The organism is Pseudomonas sp. RL_5y_Pfl2_73 (genome assembly GCF_963970515.1).
GTDB lineage: Bacteria > Pseudomonadota > Gammaproteobacteria > Pseudomonadales > Pseudomonadaceae > Aquipseudomonas.
This window is the reverse complement of the sequence record NZ_CAXAPD010000006.1, coordinates 179,315-197,282: the sequence shown is the minus strand read 5'-3', so window position 1 is coordinate 197,282 and position 17,968 is coordinate 179,315. Positions and strand designations below refer to the sequence as shown.

The following is a 17,968-nucleotide window of genomic DNA, read 5'->3' as shown; positions in this document are numbered from 1 at the left end:
CCGGCAAATAAAGTCAAGAAAACACTCAAATAAAACACCACCCTTTCCACCTCAGCCAATCAAATGCCGACAGTCGATTCAGAGGCTGATAGACTCCGGCGATGTCTTTCGCAATGAGTCTGAACCATGCTCCACGTGCTATTCAGCGTGTACCTCAAGATGCTGGTGCTCTATAGCCCCTTCTTCGTGCTGTCGTGTTTTATCGGGCTGACTCGCGGCTATTCGCGCAAGGAACAACGCCGCCTGGCCTGGAAGGTCGCGATCGCGACGCTGGTCTCCAGCGTGTTGCTGTATTTGTTCGGGCGGGTGATTTTCAGCGTGTTCGGCATCACCGTGGACGCCTTCCGTATCGGTGCCGGCAGTGTGCTGTTCATTTCGGCACTGGGCATGGCCCAGGGCAAGTCGGCCGTACAGACCGACAACGTGCAGCAGGACGTGACCATCGTCCCGCTGACCATTCCATTGACCGTCGGCCCCGGCACCATCGGTGCCCTGCTGGTGATGGGCGTGAGCCAGCCGCACTGGGACGACAAACTCATGGCCATCATCAGCATCGCCCTGGCGAGCTTCACCGTCGGCGTCGTGCTCTACCTGTCCAGCCGCATCGAACGGATCCTGGGCGACCAGGGCCTGCAGATCGTCAGCCGCCTGATGGGGCTGTTTGTCTGCGCCTTGGCGGCGCAGATCATTTTTACCGGGGTGAGGGGCTACCTGGTGCCCTAAAGGAGGACCGCCTGGCCTTCGACCGGCGCCGGCGCCAGCAGCTCTTTCAGGGTTGCACTGCCGACCCCTCCCAGGTCCCGTAACCGTGCCACGAACGTCGACACCGGGCGGGCATGCGCAGCGTTGAAGCCCAGGCATATTTCACCGCGCAAGACCGGGTCGGCGGCACACACATCACGCAAGATCAGGCAGTGTTCACTGTCCGGATCAACAATGACCAGATGCGTCTGGACGATCTCGAACACGAGCTTTGCAGGTTCATCGAGTGCCCAGACCAATGTACTTGCCATGGTGGGTGGTTCACCCAGGGCATGTCGACAGTCGACAATGACCGAGTCCAGTTTCAGCCACTCCGTCTTCGTCAAATGACACGTCACCGCGCCCTGGCCCAAGCGCAGAATCAACGTATTGACCTCATCGGGAATCAGCGGCAAGAGATCGCGACCGATCTTCGCCCCTTCGACGACCAGCACCTGGGCGTTGCGCTGGACATAATCGAACGGCCCGATGCTGCGTTTGTCGGGATAGATGAGCACCCGTCCATCCTGATGCTTGTGCAGCAGCACGTTAACCTGAGCCTGAGTGCCGAGCAGGGTAAAGTTCCTGGGCAGGTTTTTGCCGGTCACCCGCAGCAGCCGGGCACCTTGCACGTCATACCATTGCAGGCTTCCAGGCTCGGACTCCACCGACACGAACTCGGCATGCTGCGCTTGCTCCAGCAACCGCTGGAGAGCTTCGATCAGGTGTTCGCCCTGGGCGCTCACCCAGTCGTGATTGACCCCGGTGATAGTCCCCGCCTCCTGATGACGCAACGCCAACGACACACCGTCCACACTGGTGCCGCGCAAACCGCTGCCTTCGAGCGTGACATCGGCGAAGCGCCAGCTCGCCCACTCCCGCTGATACGCCGGCAGGCTGTCGCCGGGCAGCAATTGCGAGCCGGCACCGAATGCCTGGTCAAGTCGCAACGGGTCAAAGAATGCCTGGTTCAATACGTCACCGCTCGACCGATCGAACAGCCAGACCGACTGATTGTCGGGCGTCACGCCGAGCAAGCGAACCTCCTTGTCGAGTCCCGGATCGCACAACAGCAAGCGGTGATTCACGTACCAGGCACACAGGTTGCCGTCACCGGCGACATTGCGCAGACCGGCAATCGCAAAATCCCTGCCCGGGTAACCCTTGGCCAACGGCTCGAGCGCCTGCCACCACCGGGCACGCCCCTTGAGCCACTGCTCGCTCACGCCGGCAAACTGCAGCGATTCTTGCGCGTCCAGGTTGAAAAACAACCCGTTTTCATCGAGCGCTACATACCCCCCGTCGACGGCCAGGACCTGCTTGAGCCCATCGGGCTGTACCCATTGATGGGTCCACTGCGCCTTGCCGTCGTTCACGCTGCGTTGCAGTCGGCAGAGCGTCTGGTTGGAGGTGACTCGCTGGTACACGAAGAACACCTCGCTGTCGTCGGCCACGGGCAATAGCATCAGCCCGTCCAAGTTCTTGATCGAGCCATCCCAGCCACGGGCATGATGCTTGGCGGGTGGCGCCAAGATCAGACGTCGATCACTGCTGCGTACCCATGCCAGGTCTCGGGAATCGGGCGCAATCGTCCAGCAGATCGAAACGTACGAAGCCGGCTGCCAATCGACAGTCGTCACCCCGTTATCCAAAGGCCCGGGGGACAGCCGCAGAAAATCACCGAGTACGGACGACCACTCGGCCAGGCTATCGCTGGTCAACAGCAGCGCCTGCAGTTGCGGCGCGGTGTCGTAAGTGACGGAACTCAACAGCAATTGCCCGTCATGAATCAGGTAGCGGTATTGCAGGACGGTTTGGTTGTCGAGGAGGTATTCCTGCACGACATGAATCACCCCCTGGGCATCCGCTTCCAGGCTGCGAATGGTGCTTTGCCCCTCCTGGAGCAGTAACAGGTAGCGACACTTGAGCAAACCCGTGGCGCAATCCGTCTGCCAGATCTGGAACCCGTCAGGATCGTAGAAATACGCGGACGCCCCCATGACGACCGACAACTGCGGCTCGCCGAGCACGGCCATGTCGTCGCGGATATAGAGAAAGCGGTCTTCGCTCGCGTCATACCAGGCCGTGGTGTAGCTCGGCTGCTGGGGATCCTCGAACGGGATCAGATAGTGATGGATCGGCGTATAGGGCAGCGCCAATCGATGCTCGCGCGCCAGGCTCATGTAGTGGTCAAGTAGCGCCTGCTCATCGAGCCCCTCTGGCGCCGCCTGTTTGAGAAGGTCCAGTTGGCGTTTACCCTGGGTCACACTGAACAGCTGGTCAGCCGTGCGAATCAGCACTTCCTGCTGGCCGATACGGCTCACATGGACGGTGCCGATGTACAGCTCGCCGGAAGGCTCGACCCGGATATCACTCTCATTGGCCCAGGTGGCCTGCAACACCCAGCGGCAATACGTCTGGTTCGGTGCGACAAGGCTGATATCGGCCCCGGGATTGAGCGCCACGGTGCAACGCGCACCCGCGCCCCTGAGCCGATAGGACAACTTTCCATGCCAGGCGTCTGGCAGGACGGGAATCACCAGTACCCGCTCCACCGCATCCAGGTTCACCGTGATCAGCGTTTCGCCGTACACCGGATTCAAGCGATTGAGGATGTAGTCGGAAGGAAAGGAATAGAACGTAAACAGAAACAACCAGGTGCCGTCCGCTTGCTTTTTCTCCAGCCGCCGGGCCGTGTCGAAGCCACGATCATGGCGCCAGCGGGCGAACGGCAACGCCTTGTACTCATAGCCGTAAGTGGTGTGCGGCGTACAGGGCAGCACGATGGGTTGCCCGTCGGGCGGGGTGAACTCGATCCGTCCGGGCAGGCCCAGCTCTCGACGGATGTCGATCGCCCGCGCGTCATCGGGGTCGAAGCCCGGCACACCGAAATGATCATGCAAGGGGTACAGCTTTGGGCTGTCGAGCCGCAGCGTCCCATCATTCAGGTCGATGCTTCTGACAATCAGTGAAGGCCGTGCCACCCACGCGGCCAACCTGTGATCGTAGTGGTAACCGTCGCCACGGTAGGCCTGCTCCAGATCATCGAAAAACTGACCGACTTGACGTGCCTCCCGGGCGATGGTGGCAAACCCCTGGGCCAGGGCGGCGCCCCCGACGGCCAATCCACCGAGAATCACCCCCGCACCGCCGAGCACCGCCGCGGCGGTCGAAGCCCCGGCCAACCCTGCCCCGACGCCGCCCGCCGTCAAGGCCAGGCTGGCAGAGTCGAATGTCAGTTGGGTACCGAATTGCGCTTTTTCGATGCCGGTTTGCGCCGTCTTCAGCTGATAGATATCAAAGCCGACATTGGCCAGCCCTAACACCGCGCCGACGCCCTCGTTGGCCGCATGCCCCAGCGCCTGACCAACGACCGGCGCACACGTGCGGGCAATGAGCCGTTCTTCCGCCAGGGCGGTGCGGACCAACTGCACCAGGCCCGCCACGTCCACGACATTACCGTGTACCAACTGCGCATAGTTGACGTAGGCATGCAGGCGCACGGCGGTGGTCAACGTTCGATCCTCCCCTTCCCGCCCGCGCAAGGCGTTCATCAAAGCCTGGATGGTGAAGCCCGCGTTGAGGGTATGAACGCTGCCGGCCTCGGTCGGGTCCAGAACGCCGCCGCTCTGCACAGGTTGGCGCGCCAGGGTCGAAAACTGTTCCGACAGCCAGTTCTTGATCCGCAACAGGCGATGATCGTCACTGAGCACGCGGATCAATTGTTGCGGTTGCGCAGGATCGATCAGGCTCACCCGGTATTGGCCCTCTGGCGTAACCTCCAGCGTTTCGAACAAGGGCACCAGCGTCGTCGGCGAGTCATGCAGCGCCTGCAAACCGACCGTGACCTGGGCGATCTGCGGGCCCCACCAATGGCTGTCCAACTCCAGCAAACTGCTGCCCAGGTGCGAATTGTCGACCAGGGCTCTGCCGTAGGCACTGTTCAGGCGCTGGCGAATCGCGAGCGCTGGTTTTCCGGGCAACGGATCGGGATTGAGCAGGTGCTCCACGGTGAAGCCCTCAGCCAGCTCCAAGGCGGCGATCTTATTGCTGTGCAGGTCGATCAGATCGAATTCCGGTCGAGCGTCAGGACCATAGGCGGCGTAATAGCGGGCCATACCCTCTGTCTGGAAAAACCTTTCCAGCGCCCGCTGCAGTCCATCCGGATGCTCGAATTTGCACAGGCCGAAGTTGGGGTCGAAAAAGTGATAGGCGGCACTTTCTCCACTGATGGTCTTGGCCACCAGCATCGAATGGTTGTCCGAGTTGAGCATCAGCGTACGGGGGCCGGTGTGCTTCTCGAGCGTGTCCCTGACCTGGTCAAGGTTCGCCTGTCCAAGACGCGTACCGACGTCAGTCATCGGTACGTCCCGCAGTGCTTCCAGCGTTTGCAGGAACGCTTGGGAATCGGTTTGCCCGGGTTCGAGCACCGCCAGGAAGAAACGCTCGCGCAGATGCCCGGTGGACCCATCGCCCTGCATAAGCGCTGCGCTCATCACCAACGTCAGGGGATAGCAGCGCCCACCAATCGCCTCGCCATCGCTGTTGAGCAGTAAATCCTGGGGGACCATTTGCACGCCGGCGTGGCCGAATCCGTCCAGCACTTGCGCGGAACGTTCGACGATCTGGAGACGGTGCTCAAGGGTCGCCACTTTCTGGATCCGTGCAACATGACGGCCCCACTGGAACAGCGTCCGCGCCTGTTTCAAGGCCGTTCTCTTCAACTCCAGCGCGCTGTCGGACGGCAGCGGCGCATCCACTGGATCGGTTTCCAGGCCACTCATGAACCTTGCCGCCTTGCGCTTGAACAATTGCCGCTCGATGACCGCGTAACGACCCGCCACGCCCTGTTCGACAACGCCGTTGGCCAGGTTCTCCAGCTCACTGGTGGAGGCGTTGAAGCGCGGGTTATCCAAGGTCTCCAAATCGAGCAAAATGCCCAGTGACAGCCTTTGTACAGGGCTGACCTCAATGACCCGCCGGGCACCGCTGGCGATCTCGTTCAGCACCTCGTCGATCCCCAGGCTTTGCATCGTTGCATCGCTCAAGAACACCGGCACCAGCGTATCGGAGGGCTGGCGCCGAATACGCTGGCGATCATCGAAACTCAGCGGCAGCGGCTTCTCGAAACGGATTTCACCGTCATGCCCCTGGCTCATCGCCTCGCTGAACGGCTCGCCGAGCCCCTCGAGCAATCGCTCCAGCACATCGGTCAGCAGCACGGCTCGGCCTTCGATCAGCGGCCAGCCCTGTTGGAACTCAACGGTCGAATGCTTGAGCAACTGCGCGATGTCGCCGCTGTAGCGCGTGGGGTACTGACCATCACGCCAACGTGCCTGCTCGTTGCGGACCCATTTCTCGTGATCGGTTTCATTTTCTTTCCAGGAGTGATCCTGCTCCTCTTCGGTGGCACCGTTCACCGTCCCATTGGGCGCGATGGGCGCCTCTTTGCGCAGGCTCTCGGCAATGACGGCGCTCAAGTGCGCTTTCGCATAGTCGACCATGCCATCGCGCATGGCACCGGGCCCCGTCAGGTAGATGGTGCCCTCGCTGTCGAACCGAATGCCATCGCCGAAGTGGGTCGCTATGGCCGAGATCAACGCTATCGCTCTGGGCACGTCTTCCATCGACAATCCGGTCAACGGCCCATTGGTTTTTTCGAACACCTCCTCCACCAGCCCTAACATGCCGGCAACATCACTCAATGCAATATCGCGCTGAGCCGCCAACCGGGTCGATGCATCGATCAACGCGTAGTTGGTGCGAACGCGCTCAAGCACGCTTTTGAGAACTGCTGAGCCCGGATGGGCCATCAGAAACGCATTGGATAACGATTGCTCCATGGCCAAGGCCCGCAGCGCGAAGGGACGAGCAAGCCGATCCGCCGGTTGCCCGAAGACCTCACTCAAGCTTGGACGGCTTTGCGCGAAGGCTTGCAGCGCCGGAAAATGCTCAGCGCCAATGTGCGCGTAATAGCTTGAAGTCGTCTCGCGACCCGGCATCCATTCGGGGTTGTTGTTCAGCAGCAGTTGCAGGACCCCGAGGCGGGCATCACGGTCAAAGCCGCTGATATCAACGGCGCCCAGGGTTTGCGACAACGGCGGAAGGTGGTCGACATCGGTATAACTGCCGCCTTCGGCATACAGGACCTCGGCGCGCACAACATCGGAGGCCGCCGCCATGTTGCCGCGCAAACGCATCTCCCGTTCATAGACAGCCTGCAACTGCAGCGAAATTTCGCCCGTGGCAAGATCACGTAACTTGAAGCCGTGCATGTCCAAGAGGCTACGTTGATTGTGTGCCAACTGTTTGCGCAGTATTTGTACATCCTGACCGTAGGCGCGGGACAACAAATCTATCCGGGCCTCGTCAGCTGACCCTCCGCTAGCCACTGCCGCACGGATATGTGAATGCATCTGTTGTTTCAGAACAATCGCCCGCTCATTGTATAAGGCGCCCAATTCAACTTCGGAGACACGTTCGTCTACGCCTTGTAGAAAAACATCGGCCTTGGCGGCTTCGACAATCAATTTGCTGGTTTGCCAGGCCAGTAGTGCATCACTGTCATACCAAAGATTCAGGGTATAAGCCTGCTTGGCCAACACCTCTCTCCACACATTTAGATAATCGCGCTGAATGCTGCCAAGTCCACCCCCGAGCCAGACAAAGTGCAACGTCCTGGGAACCTCCGCAGGCACCTGTTTCATCTGTTCGGTGCTGAACTGAAGGCGCGCTTCATGACGTTCGACTTTGTCATAGATCCGCGGCAAATCCACTGTCGCCTCGTCGGGGCCGGACACGCTGCGCTTCACCCTGCGGCTGCCCAGGACCTGGGCGAGCGTCTGCTTCAAGAGCCCCAGTGGCTCGAGCAGTCGATGGGAGTCCGGTACGCTAATACAGGCAAAGTAATAACGGATGACCGCGTCGTATTGCTCATTGTTTTTGTACGGCAACAGTGCCTGTTCAAGGTCGGCCAGTTTGAAAAGACTGATGAAACCGAGCGCACCACCGTACGCCTTGATGTTCGCTTCCTGCATAAAAACACTCCTTGGCCTGTTCCTTTACAAAAGCAACAGACATATAAAAACGCCGCCACCAGAGCGTGTTCTGGCGACCTGTTTTTCAATTAAATATGTTGCAACTTGGCGGCAACTAAAACCTATGCCAAGCGCTGACAAGCACACACCGATAACTTATCAGGCACGAAAACTAACGCTTAAGAAGCAACAACTCAAACAGGAAGGCTTTCAATGCATTTCAAAGGAGCATCAAGACTTGAACCTGCTCTTTTATTTATACGCACGACAAATAAAGCGAAAGAATCGAAAACGCGGCCCTGAATCCTGTGGCGAGCAAGCTCCCGCTGGGCTACGCCGTAGGAGCTGCCGGGTGCAACGAGGCTGCGATCTTTCCCCAGACACTTGAATCTCAAGCGAAAGATCAAAAGATCGCAGCCTTCGGCAGCGCCTACACCCAGCGTGAGCAAGAGAACGGTTTCGCGGTTCAGGCTGGCTTGAGCCCATACCAGCGTGGCGTATACACCCAGTTTCCACCCGTCGCGCGCGCAAACACACAGGTTGTGGAGGAGCCGATCAGCACCATGGTGCGCATATCCACCTGCTCGGTCGTGAGTTGCCCTAACGTGGTGACACGCAGGGTCTGGCCCGGACGACCGATGTCACGCCCCAACACCACCGGCGTCTCCGGCGTGCGGTGCTGAGCGACGATCTCCAGCGCACGCCCCAATTGCCACGGCCGCGCACGGGAAATCGGGTTGTAGAAAGCCAACGCCAGATCAGCTTCGGCCGCCAGGTCCAGGCGTTTTTCGATGATCGACCAGGGCTTGAGATTGTCCGACAGCGACATCACGCAGAAGTCATGCCCCAACGGCGCACCGGCCTGGGCGGCGGTGGCGAGGGAGGCGGACACACCGGGCAGGATCTCCAGGTCCACCTGATGCCAGGCCGGATCGCTGGACTCGTGCAACGCTTCGAGCACCGCCGCCGCCATGGCGAATACCCCCGGGTCGCCGGACGACACCACGATCACCGAACGGCCTTGCGCGGCCAATTCAAAGGCATGTCGGGCACGCTGCATTTCTTCGCGGTTGTCGGTGCAGTGCAGCACTTGATCGTCGCGAAACGGGCCGGCCATGCGCACATAGGTTTCGTAACCGAGCACATCGGTGGCCCGAGCCAGTTCGGCCTTCACCGCCGGCACCATCAGTTCGGCCGCACCCGGCCCCAGGCCGATCACCGCCAGGCGTCCGCGCGGACGACCGATTTGGGCCACCTCCAAGGGCTGCGCAGCAACGGCGATGGCCAGGTTGTCCGTCGCCGAAAGGATGTTCGCCGCCGGCACCGAACTGCGCGCCAACGTGGCGGCATCGCCGGTCATCGCCACAAAGCGCAGCGCCACCCCGAGTTCCAGCGCTGCTTCACGCAAGGCCACACTGGCCATCAGCGTATCCACCGCCACCAGGCACGCCAAGCTCTGAAGCGCCACTTTCGCTTGCTGCAAAGCGGCACGAACGGCGTCCGGCAGGTCAGCCACCTCGGCACTCACCACCACCGCGACACTGCGTGGATAAATCAGCAGTTCATGGGCGCTCGCCTCACGCTCAGCGTGGCCGACGTGGATCGTGCGCCGCGCCTGCGGGTCTTGCGGCAACTGCGCCTGATCCAACCACGGCGCCGCACCTTCGATGCGCACCGGTTCACCGGCCAACAAGTCGGAGACGAAGCGCTTGCCCTGCTCGAGGTCGCCAAGGCTGTAGCCGCTTGGCGGATTGAGCAGGCAGGTGCCGAAACGCAATTCGCCGCTGGTGGTAATCGCCGGCGCTACTTGCAGCGTTGCCGCGATCTCCCGGGCCATGACGTTGACCCCACCCAGGCCGCCCAGCAGCGGCACCACGGCGCTGCCATCCTCGGCCACCGCCAGCACCGGTGGCTCGACGCCCTTTTCCAGCAACAACGGCGCCAGGGTGCGGATGACGATGCCGGCCGCGCACAGGACAATGATCGGCGTGTTGTGTTGGTAGAGCTCGCGCAACGTCGCGCCGAACTCGAGGTATTGGCGATCCGCGCCCTCGACCCTTCCGGCCAGGCCGTGGATCAAGGCGTCGGGATAGCGCTGCTGGATCCGTCGGGCCGTTGCCAGGCTGCCCGGGCCGAGGATGACGATGGCCGGCGCCTTGGCGGCCATCATCCCTGCCACCGTTCGCCTGGGACGATGATCAGCGAGAAGTACGGCGAAGACATCGGCTCGACTTCATCCAACGGCACGATTTTCTGGTTGGCCATGGTCGCCCGCTCGACGTACAGCGCCCGTGCGTCCATGCCCAGTTCCTGAAGCACTTGGCGAACCTTGGGGAAATTGCGCCCCAGCTTCATGATCACCGCCGCATCGGCGTCGGCCAGGCGACGCTTGAGATCGTCGTGGGGCAGGACGCCGGAGAGCACCGACAGGCTCTGGTTGCGATAGACCAGCGGCGCACCGAGCACCGAGGCCCCACCCAGCATCGAGCACACGCCGGGAATGACTTGGGCCTCATAGCGCTCGGCCAGGCGATCGTGCAGGTACATGTAGGAGCCGTAGAAAAACGGATCGCCCTCGCAGATCACGGCCACATCGCGACCGGCATCCAGGTGCACGGCCAACTGCTCGGCGGCGGTGTCGTAGAAGTCGGCGATCACCTGTTCATAGGACAGCGGCGCCGGCAGCGCTTCGGTGGTGACCGGATAGACCAGCGGCAGCAACGTCTGCGCGTCCTGCAAATGGGCCTCGATAATGCCGAAGGCATTGCCCTTCTTGCCCTTGGCGACGAAGTACGCCACCACCGGCGATTCGCGCAGCAGGCGCAGGGCCTTGACCGTAATCAGTTCCGGGTCACCGGGGCCCACGCCGAGGCCGATCAGACGTCCAGGCTGCTGCATCATTCAATCTCCGTAGCGAGGGCGTTGACGGCAGCGGCGGCCATGGCGCTGCCGCCCAGGCGGCCTTGCATGATCACGAACGGCACGCCGCGGCTGTTGGCCGCCAGCATCGCCTTGGACTCAGCGGCACCGACGAAGCCCACCGGAAAACCGAGGATCAATGCCGGTTTCGGCGCGCCGGCATCGAGCATCTCCAGCAGGTAGAACAGCGCGGTCGGCGCGTTGCCGATGACCACCACGCTGCCTTCCAGGTGCGGGCGCCACAGCTCCAGCGCCGCCGCCGAACGGGTGTTGCCCAGTTCCAGGGCCAATGCCGGCACACCCTCGTCGCGCAAGGTGCAGATCACCTGATTGTTGGCCGGCAGACGCGCCCGGGTCACGCCTTCGCAGACCATCCGCGCATCGCACAGAATCGGCGCACCGGCGGCCAGCGCCTGGCGCCCGGCCGTGCCCGCGCCCTCGGAAAACTGCAAGCCATCGATGGCCTCGACCATGCCGCAGGCGTGGATCACCCGCACCGCGAGTTTCTCCAGGTCGGCCGGAATGCGCGCCAGGTTGGCTTCGGCGCGGATGATCGCGAAGGAGTGGCGATAGATCTCCTGACCGTCGCGAATGTAATCAAGCATCAAGGGGGCTCCGGGGGCGCGCGTCGAGCCAGTGGCCGAGCGCTTCAATAGTCAGATTGTGTGCCTGCAACGCGCCGAAACCCGGCAGCGTGGCATCGCGAAAATACAGGTCATAACGACCGGGGGCGACCGCCAGCAAGGTGATGGGCGCGATATGGGCTGCCGCGCAGGAACGCGGGCAGCCCGACAGATGGATTTTCAGGGTCTGGCCCTGGCGTTGCAGCAGTTCGGCCAATTGACGGGCATCGGTCTTGGTGTCGGCCAGGGCTTTGCCGCAGCCACTGACGCCGGTGCAGGCGATGAGTTGCGCCAGGGGCTGATCGAACGAACACAACAGGCCCAACCCTTCAAGCCGCGCCAGCACTTCGTCGGCCTCCTCGCGGCGCACGTTGGGCAGCAGCAGGCTTTGCCAAGGGCTGAAACGCAGGCTCGCGTCGCCCTTTTCCCGCGCCAGTTGCGCCGCCCCCCGCAGCATGACCGCATTGAGCCGCCCCAGGGGCACCGCCGCGCCGACGTAGACGCGGTCGTCGTGCTGGGGATGAACGCCGATGTACAGTCCGTCGATGGACCCGTCCCGCCGCCAATCCAGGCAAGTTTGCAGCGGCACGCGACGGGCCAATCGGGTCATGAACTCATCGGCGGGAATTTCAGCCAACAAGTGACGCATGCGGTTCTGGTCCGGGCGGGCCAGGTCGAGGAACAGTTCCAGCACCGCCACCACCAAGGCATGCCCCTGGGCCAACGGCACCCTGCCCGCCGGTTTATCCAAGGGTGAACCGGCCAAGCCGAAGGCCAGCCAAGGCTCGCCATCACGGACCAGGGCCGACAACCACAGGTCGTGGTGATGTTCGAGCATCGCTAACGCTTCCCCTGCGTCCAGTTGCACGGCGAACTTGGCCGACAACTCAGGGAAGCGCTCATGGGTTTGCAGGGTGAAGAGGATCTGCGCCGCCAACGGGCGAGTGTCGAACAGCATCTGTCGGTCGACCCCGGCCGTAGGGCTGAGCATCAGGTTGCGCACGTCATCGCCGGCCGGCTTGCGCGGGCCAAGCCCGGCGGCCAGCAATGGCTGGATCAGCGCTTCGTGTTCGGGACCGATCCCGCGGATTTGCAGATTGGCCCGGTTGGTCGCCTCGATCACGCCGCCGGCAAACCGCTCGGCCACCGCCGCCACGACGTAGGCCTGATCCGCCAAGATGGCACCGCCATCGAGCTTGATCCGACAGATCCCCCCGTCCAACGCCTGGACGACACGCAGCAACCCCGGGCAACCGGAGGGGCGTACAACGTTGGAGGATGGACGTTCGTTCAAGGGCAAACCGCAAATAAGAAACGCCGCATCGGCGAAGGACCGCCATTATGCCTGCTTTGCCGGGGGTCATGAAAAGCTTACCGGTCGGATTGCTGAGAGCCGGCACACAAATCCCCTGCGCACCGCAAATTCCCATGTGGGAGCTTGCTCGCGATAGCGGTCTGCCAGAACAAAATGATGTCGAAAGTGACGCGGCCATCGCGAGCACGCAAATCCCCATAGGATTTGAAGATGACTGAGTATCCCGGGCGGATCATCCACCCGACCGACGTAAGAATTTTTTCTTTACCAAACAACCACATACATCGACACAAAAGCACCTTTGAACAAACAGAGAAACTCCGCTTTATTCATAAGGCAGTCAGTTACTTCATCATCGATAAGGAAATCGAGATATGTCAGAAAACTCAAACAACTACACCGAACAAGAACTCACAACAGCGTTTGATGACATCGCTCTCGCGCTGTTCAAAGACGTCACCGCCGAGCCGGTACCCAAGATTCTCGTCGTCGCAGGCCTGCAAAGCTCGGGTAAGAGCTACCTGTTGGAAAGAAGTCTGCTGCCCTCCGGGCGCTACGACAATTATGTTCGGCTGTACCTGCCCGAATACCGAGAAAAACATCCCCGTTACGCGAGACTCATAGAACACGGTGTTCTGCACGCTTACGAGCACACCGAAGCGTTCATTCGGGACATCGGCAAGAAAATCTTCGAGAGGGCGTTCACCCAAAAATACAACATCATCATGGAGGCAGCCTTCGACAGTCAGGGTTTCGCAGCTTTCCCTCCATCGGCAACAGCGGCTGGTTATCAGTTCGAAACGCACATCGTCGCCTGCTGTAAAGATTTCGCCCATTTATCGAGCATCAAGAGAGCCTTCAAAAACATTCAAGCAGGTGAATTGGAGAGGTTCGTCACGGTGCCAATGCTCGACGCCAGCCTAGACCATGCAATAGCGGCACTTCCGGCTCTGGAGGCGGCCGCTCAAGCAGTTAGCGGTTCGACATTCTATTTTTATGAGCGTGGGTTTGGTGCGTTCAAAGAACGACCTTTGCGCGCGCAGAGCACCTATACCAAAGATACGGAAGGAACCTTGACCATTGCAGGGGACCAGCAAAACTATGCAAGCCTTTTCCAAACAACCACCCGTCGTCCTATCTATGAATTGAAGGACCGCGAGGAAATGGTAAAGGAATGTCACCGGGCACTGCTCGCGACTCAGACATTGACTACACCGATGCCCGACTCCCTCTATCACGATCTTTACAGCTATATCCTCAGGTATGTGTACCGATAACCCCAACCAAACCCGTGCCCTCAGGTTCGCGCCTTAACCCAAGGGGCACGGTATGATGGCGGCCCGGTTCGCGGCTGTAACACGCCTGTCGATCAACCCCATCTATTCGAGGAACAGAGATGACCCCCTGGCTGACCGTAGTGGGCATCGGTGAAGACGGCTTCAAGGGCCTGGGCCGAACGGCCCGCCATGCCTTGCTGCGGGCGTCGCGCATTGTCGGCAGCGACCGGCAACTGGCGCTGCTGCCACTGTGCATCCGCGGCCAACGGGAACTGTGGCCCAGCCCGTTCTCCCTTGAGCCGCTGCTGGCGCGACGGAGTGAACCGGTGTGCGTGCTGGCCAGCGGCGATCCGATGTTCTATGGCGTGGGCGCCAGCCTGGCTAAACAGGTGCCGAGCGATCAGATGCTGGTCATCCCCGCGCCATCCTCCTGCTCGCTGGCCGCAGCACGCATGGGCTGGCCGTTGCAAGACGTGGTCACGCTGTCGCTGGTAGCGCGCCCCCTGGCAGCGCTCAATGTGCATTTATCCACAGGCGTCAGGCTATTGCTGCTGAGCAATGACCGCCACAGCCCTGCCGCCGTGGCGACGCTACTGCGCGAGCGCGGCTTCGGCCCCAGCCCCATGACCGTCCTGGAACACCTGGGCGGTGCGGCAGAACGACGGATCGAAAGTACGGCGACACAATGGTCCGACCCGAGCGGCGCCGACCTGAACCTGATCGCCATCGAATGCCGCGCCGAACCGTCCACAGCGCGCCTGTCACGCCTGGCCGGTTTGCCAGACACCGCGTTCGAACATGACGGCCAGTTGACCAAACGTGACGTGCGCGCCATCACCCTCGCCCGCCTCGCCCCGATGCCCGGCGAGTTGCTCTGGGATGTCGGTGCCGGCAGCGGCTCCATCGGCATCGAATGGATGCGCACCCACCCCAGTTGCCGGGCCCTGGCCATCGAAGCCGACGAAGGCCGCCAAGGCTTGATCGAACGCAACCGCGACACCCTCGGCGTGCCCGGCTTGCAACTGATTCGCGGCAAAGCCCCACGGGCGTTGGAGCACCTGGAGCGTCCGGACGCGGTGTTCATCGGCGGCGGCGTCACCCGCGAAGGCGTGCTCGACGCCTGCTGGGCCCGACTCAAGCCCGGCGGTCGGCTGGTCGCCAACGCCGTGACCCTGCAAAGCGAAACGACCCTGATGCACTGGCGCGAACGCCACGGCGGTGAACTGACCCGCATCCACATCGCCCAGGCCCAGCCCTTGGGCGAGTTCGACACTTGGCGCCAGGCCTTGCCGATCACCCTGCTGGACCTGACGAAACCTCTCGATGCGTGACGAAACCGCCGAACAACCCGCGCCCCTGCGCAGCGGCCTGACCACCGGCAGTTGCGCCACGGCCACCAGCCTGGCAGCCGCTCGATTACTGCTGCGCGGCATCGAAGCCGATGCCGTGGATATCGTCCTGCCCAAGGGCAAGCAGGTGCAGATGCGCCTGGAGTTCTGCCGGCTGACCGAACAAGGCGCCGAAGCCGGGACGATCAAGGACGCGGGCGATGACCCGGACGTGACCCACGGCGCCCTGTTGTTTTCCCACGTGCGCTTGATCGCCGAGCCCGGTGTACGTTTCGTCGCTGGTCGCGGCGTTGGCACGGTGACGCGACCGGGGTTGGTGCTGAACGTCGGTGAGCCGGCGATCAACCCGGTGCCGCGCAAAATGATCAACGACCACCTGGGTCGGCTGGCCGAGGACAGCGGTTATGCCGGCGGTTTCGAAGTCACGGTCAATGTCGAGGGCGGCGAAGCCCTGGCGCTGAAAACCATGAATCCACGCCTGGGGATTCTTGGCGGCCTGTCGATCCTTGGCACCAGCGGCATCGTCCGGCCATTCTCCTGCGCGGCCTACATTGCCTCGATCCACCAGGGCATCGACGTGGCGAAAACCAACGGCTACCTGCACATCGCCGCCTGCACCGGCAATGCCAGCGAAGACACCATGCGCCGGGTCTACAACCTGCCGGAAATCGCCCTGATCGAAATGGGCGACTTCGTCGGCGCCGTGCTCAAGCATGTGCGCAAGGTCCCGGTGGAAAAGCTCAGTCTCTGCGGCGGCTTTGGCAAAATCAGCAAACTCGCCGCCGGCCACATGGACCTGCACAGCCGTCACTCGAGCATTGACCTGCCACAGTTGGCCGAGTGGGCCGCCGCCATCGGTGCCGATGAGGTTTTGCAGCAGGGCATCCGAGAAGCCAACACCAGCCAACAGGCCTTGGCCATGGCCAGCGCCGCCGGCATCGCCCTCGGCGACGAGGTGTGCGCACACGCCCTGGCCTTCGCTCGCAGCGTGGTGCCGGCCCAGGTCCAGGTCGAGGTCTTCGCCATCGACCGCCAAGGCGGGATTGTCGGCCACGCCGGAGCCTTGTTATGAAACGTATCCTGCTGCTCGGTGGCGTCACCGAAGCCCTGGCCATCGCCCGCACCCTCGGTCCACAACACATCTACAGCCTGGCCGGCATCGGCCGCGTCCCCACCGACTTGACCTGCCAGGTCCGCGTCGGCGGCTATGGCGGCGCCGAAGGGTTGGCGCACTTCATCCGCGCCGAGGGTATCGACCTGCTGCTGGACGCCACCCACCCCTACGCCGCCCAGATCAGCCAAAACGCCGCCCACGCCGCCCGCGCCTGCGCCATCCCCTGCTGGGCCCTACGCCGCCCGGCGTGGCAGCCCCAGGCCGGCGATGACTGGCGCGAAGTGGCCGACTGGAGCGAACTGATCCAGGCCCTGCGACCCTTCCACCGCCCCCTGTTTACTCTCGGTCGCGAACCCCTGCAACATCTGCATGAAATCCCACCAGAGCAATTCTGGACCCTGCGTGCCCTGGACGTTTACCCCGGCAATGAGCGCTGCGAAGTGATTGGGGCCCGTGGGCCGTTTCACATTGACGGTGAACGCGAACTGTTCGAACGGCGGCAGATCGATGTGCTGGTGAGCAAGAACAGCGGCAGCACGGCTACCGAGCCGAAACTGGAGGTGGCGCGGGAGCGAGGGGTGCCGGTGTTGGTGTTGAAGCGGCCGGTGTTGATGGGGGTGGATAGGGAGTTTGGAGAGATCAATGAAATGCTGGACGCTTTATCCGTACAAAACGGGTTCTGAATTCAGCACATTCGCGCGACATTTCTGACAAGTTTTCAAGACGAAGCCGGCTGTTTCGTCCAAGACGTTCAATTCTATAGTTCCGCTCCTTAATACCCACCGCAGCACCTGGCAGTCATTAAGCATGAGCGACCCGTCTCGTGCCGAGGAAAGTGCTGCTTGCCAATGTGTATCCCAAGGAATACGATCCGAATGATCGAACTTGAACAGTCCCGAGTATTCTCAAGCTGGCTTAACGGGTTGAAGGACATTGCTGGGAAAGCTCGCATCATTGCCAGGCTCCGATCGGCAGAGCATGGAAATTTTGGTGATTGCGAACCGGTGGGTAACGCAGTGTATGAGATGCGTATTCACTCGGGTCCGGGCTACAGAGTGTACTTCTCCCGTCAAGGCTCCGTGCTTTATTTGCTGCTTGTGGGAGGTGACAAATCGACTCAGAAACGGGATATCGCACGCGCTGTTCAAATGGCGCAAACCATGGGTAATGAGGAGTGAATCATGACTGAAGAATTCACACGTTTCGATGCAGCCACTTACCTCAAGACGCCTGAGGAAATGGCCGCTTATCTGGATGCCTGTTTTGAAGAGGATGCGGGTGACGGCGTACTGGTTCGAGCAGCTCTTAACGATATTGCCAGGGCAAAGGGCATGACGCAGATTGCTCGTGATGCAGGCCTGGGGCGAGAGAGTCTTTACAAAGCACTGGGAAGTACGGGCAATCCGGAGTTCACAACTATCATGAAAGTCATGAAAGCTTTGGGCTTGAGGTTACATGCGACGGCCATTTGACAGAGGTTCCCTTCCCTCCTGTATTGGAGTGATTGAATACCGATTGATCAAAAACACACGACGAGGGAACTTGCTCCCTCGCCACAAAAGCACTCACTCGAAGATCTGTTGCTACTGTTAA

At 61.5% G+C, this 17,968-nt stretch carries 13 protein-coding genes; 8 read left to right on the top strand and 5 right to left on the bottom strand.

Annotated features, from left to right (window positions below):
• Window positions 1-126 precede the first annotated feature (126 nt).
• Window positions 127-723 carry a MarC family protein gene (locus AACY42_RS08310; RefSeq protein WP_047227382.1) on the top strand — a complete coding sequence of 199 codons (597 nt, stop codon included), beginning with the start codon at window positions 127-129 and terminating at the stop codon, window positions 721-723.
• Here AACY42_RS08310 and AACY42_RS08305 read toward each other — a convergent pair.
• From AACY42_RS08305 to cobG, 5 genes are all read right to left on the bottom strand, one after another.
• Entirely contained in the window at window positions 720-7,778 is a 7,059-nt protein-coding gene (locus AACY42_RS08305; protein WP_339478500.1) for a TcdA/TcdB catalytic glycosyltransferase domain-containing protein, read from the bottom strand. The two genes, AACY42_RS08310 and AACY42_RS08305, sit on opposite strands and share 4 nt — an antisense overlap.
• Before the next feature lie 466 nt (window positions 7,779-8,244).
• Window positions 8,245-9,945 (bottom strand): precorrin-3B C(17)-methyltransferase, encoded by a 1,701-nt coding sequence (cobJ, locus tag AACY42_RS08300; protein WP_339478607.1) that lies wholly within the window; start codon window positions 9,943-9,945, stop codon window positions 8,245-8,247.
• The gene (locus tag AACY42_RS08295) at window positions 9,945-10,676 is read right to left on the bottom strand and encodes a precorrin-2 C(20)-methyltransferase (protein WP_339478605.1); all 732 of its coding nucleotides are present in this window, start codon (window positions 10,674-10,676) and stop codon (window positions 9,945-9,947) included. Before AACY42_RS08295 ends, cobJ begins: the two co-directional genes overlap by 1 nt.
• On the bottom strand, window positions 10,676-11,302 hold the full coding sequence (locus tag AACY42_RS08290; protein ID WP_339478498.1) for a precorrin-8X methylmutase: 627 nt from the start codon (window positions 11,300-11,302) through the stop codon (window positions 10,676-10,678). The genes AACY42_RS08295 and AACY42_RS08290 overlap by 1 nt, the downstream gene beginning before the upstream one ends.
• Window positions 11,295-12,614, bottom strand: coding sequence for a precorrin-3B synthase (gene cobG, locus AACY42_RS08285; protein WP_339478497.1), 1,320 nt, complete (start codon window positions 12,612-12,614; stop codon window positions 11,295-11,297). Before cobG ends, AACY42_RS08290 begins: the two co-directional genes overlap by 8 nt.
• Window positions 12,615-12,661: 47 nt before the next feature.
• On the opposite strand from cobG, the gene AACY42_RS08280 reads away from it, so the two are divergent.
• The 7 genes from AACY42_RS08280 (at window position 12,662) to AACY42_RS08250 (ending at window position 17,847) form a co-directional block, all read left to right on the top strand.
• Complete coding sequence (locus AACY42_RS08280; RefSeq protein WP_339478496.1) at window positions 12,662-12,853, top strand: hypothetical protein; 192 nt, start codon at window positions 12,662-12,664, stop codon at window positions 12,851-12,853.
• Between the two features lie 156 nt (window positions 12,854-13,009).
• Window positions 13,010-13,912, top strand: a complete 903-nt coding sequence (locus tag AACY42_RS08275; RefSeq protein WP_339478495.1) for a zeta toxin family protein — start codon at window positions 13,010-13,012, stop codon at window positions 13,910-13,912.
• A 119-nt stretch (window positions 13,913-14,031) separates the two neighbouring features.
• Window positions 14,032-15,243: a precorrin-6y C5,15-methyltransferase (decarboxylating) subunit CbiE gene (gene cbiE / locus AACY42_RS08270; RefSeq protein WP_339478493.1), complete on the top strand. Its 1,212-nt coding sequence runs from the start codon at window positions 14,032-14,034 to the stop codon at window positions 15,241-15,243.
• Window positions 15,236-16,333 (top strand): cobalt-precorrin-5B (C(1))-methyltransferase, encoded by a 1,098-nt coding sequence (locus AACY42_RS08265; RefSeq protein WP_339478492.1) that lies wholly within the window; start codon window positions 15,236-15,238, stop codon window positions 16,331-16,333. The genes cbiE and AACY42_RS08265 overlap by 8 nt, the downstream gene beginning before the upstream one ends.
• Window positions 16,330-17,058, top strand: a complete 729-nt coding sequence (locus AACY42_RS08260) for a cobalt-precorrin-6A reductase (RefSeq protein WP_339478491.1) — start codon at window positions 16,330-16,332, stop codon at window positions 17,056-17,058. The genes AACY42_RS08265 and AACY42_RS08260 overlap by 4 nt, the downstream gene beginning before the upstream one ends.
• Before the next feature lie 192 nt (window positions 17,059-17,250).
• A complete protein-coding gene (locus AACY42_RS08255) occupies window positions 17,251-17,553 on the top strand; it encodes a type II toxin-antitoxin system RelE/ParE family toxin (protein ID WP_310366832.1) in 303 nt (100 codons plus the stop codon).
• A gap of 3 nt (window positions 17,554-17,556) precedes the next feature.
• Complete coding sequence (locus AACY42_RS08250) at window positions 17,557-17,847, top strand: addiction module antidote protein (protein WP_024617344.1); 291 nt, start codon at window positions 17,557-17,559, stop codon at window positions 17,845-17,847.
• The last annotated feature ends 121 nt before the right edge of the window (window positions 17,848-17,968 follow it).

Coding starts and splice junctions, on each gene's coding strand:
- AACY42_RS08260 (WP_339478491.1), top strand. CDS start 16,330: ATGAAACGTATCCTGCTGCTCGGTGGCGTCACCGAAGCCCTGGCCATC.
- cbiE (WP_339478493.1), top strand. CDS start 14,032: ATGACCCCCTGGCTGACCGTAGTGGGCATCGGTGAAGACGGCTTCAAG.
- AACY42_RS08295 (WP_339478605.1), bottom strand. CDS start 10,676: ATGCAGCAGCCTGGACGTCTGATCGGCCTCGGCGTGGGCCCCGGTGAC.
- cobJ (WP_339478607.1), bottom strand. CDS start 9,945: ATGGCCGCCAAGGCGCCGGCCATCGTCATCCTCGGCCCGGGCAGCCTG.
- AACY42_RS08250 (WP_024617344.1), top strand. CDS start 17,557: ATGACTGAAGAATTCACACGTTTCGATGCAGCCACTTACCTCAAGACG.
- AACY42_RS08310 (WP_047227382.1), top strand. CDS start 127: ATGCTCCACGTGCTATTCAGCGTGTACCTCAAGATGCTGGTGCTCTAT.
- AACY42_RS08275 (WP_339478495.1), top strand. CDS start 13,010: ATGTCAGAAAACTCAAACAACTACACCGAACAAGAACTCACAACAGCG.
- AACY42_RS08255 (WP_310366832.1), top strand. CDS start 17,251: ATGATCGAACTTGAACAGTCCCGAGTATTCTCAAGCTGGCTTAACGGG.
- AACY42_RS08280 (WP_339478496.1), top strand. CDS start 12,662: ATGCCTGCTTTGCCGGGGGTCATGAAAAGCTTACCGGTCGGATTGCTG.
- AACY42_RS08305 (WP_339478500.1), bottom strand. CDS start 7,778: ATGCAGGAAGCGAACATCAAGGCGTACGGTGGTGCGCTCGGTTTCATC.
- AACY42_RS08290 (WP_339478498.1), bottom strand. CDS start 11,302: ATGCTTGATTACATTCGCGACGGTCAGGAGATCTATCGCCACTCCTTC.
- AACY42_RS08265 (WP_339478492.1), top strand. CDS start 15,236: ATGCGTGACGAAACCGCCGAACAACCCGCGCCCCTGCGCAGCGGCCTG.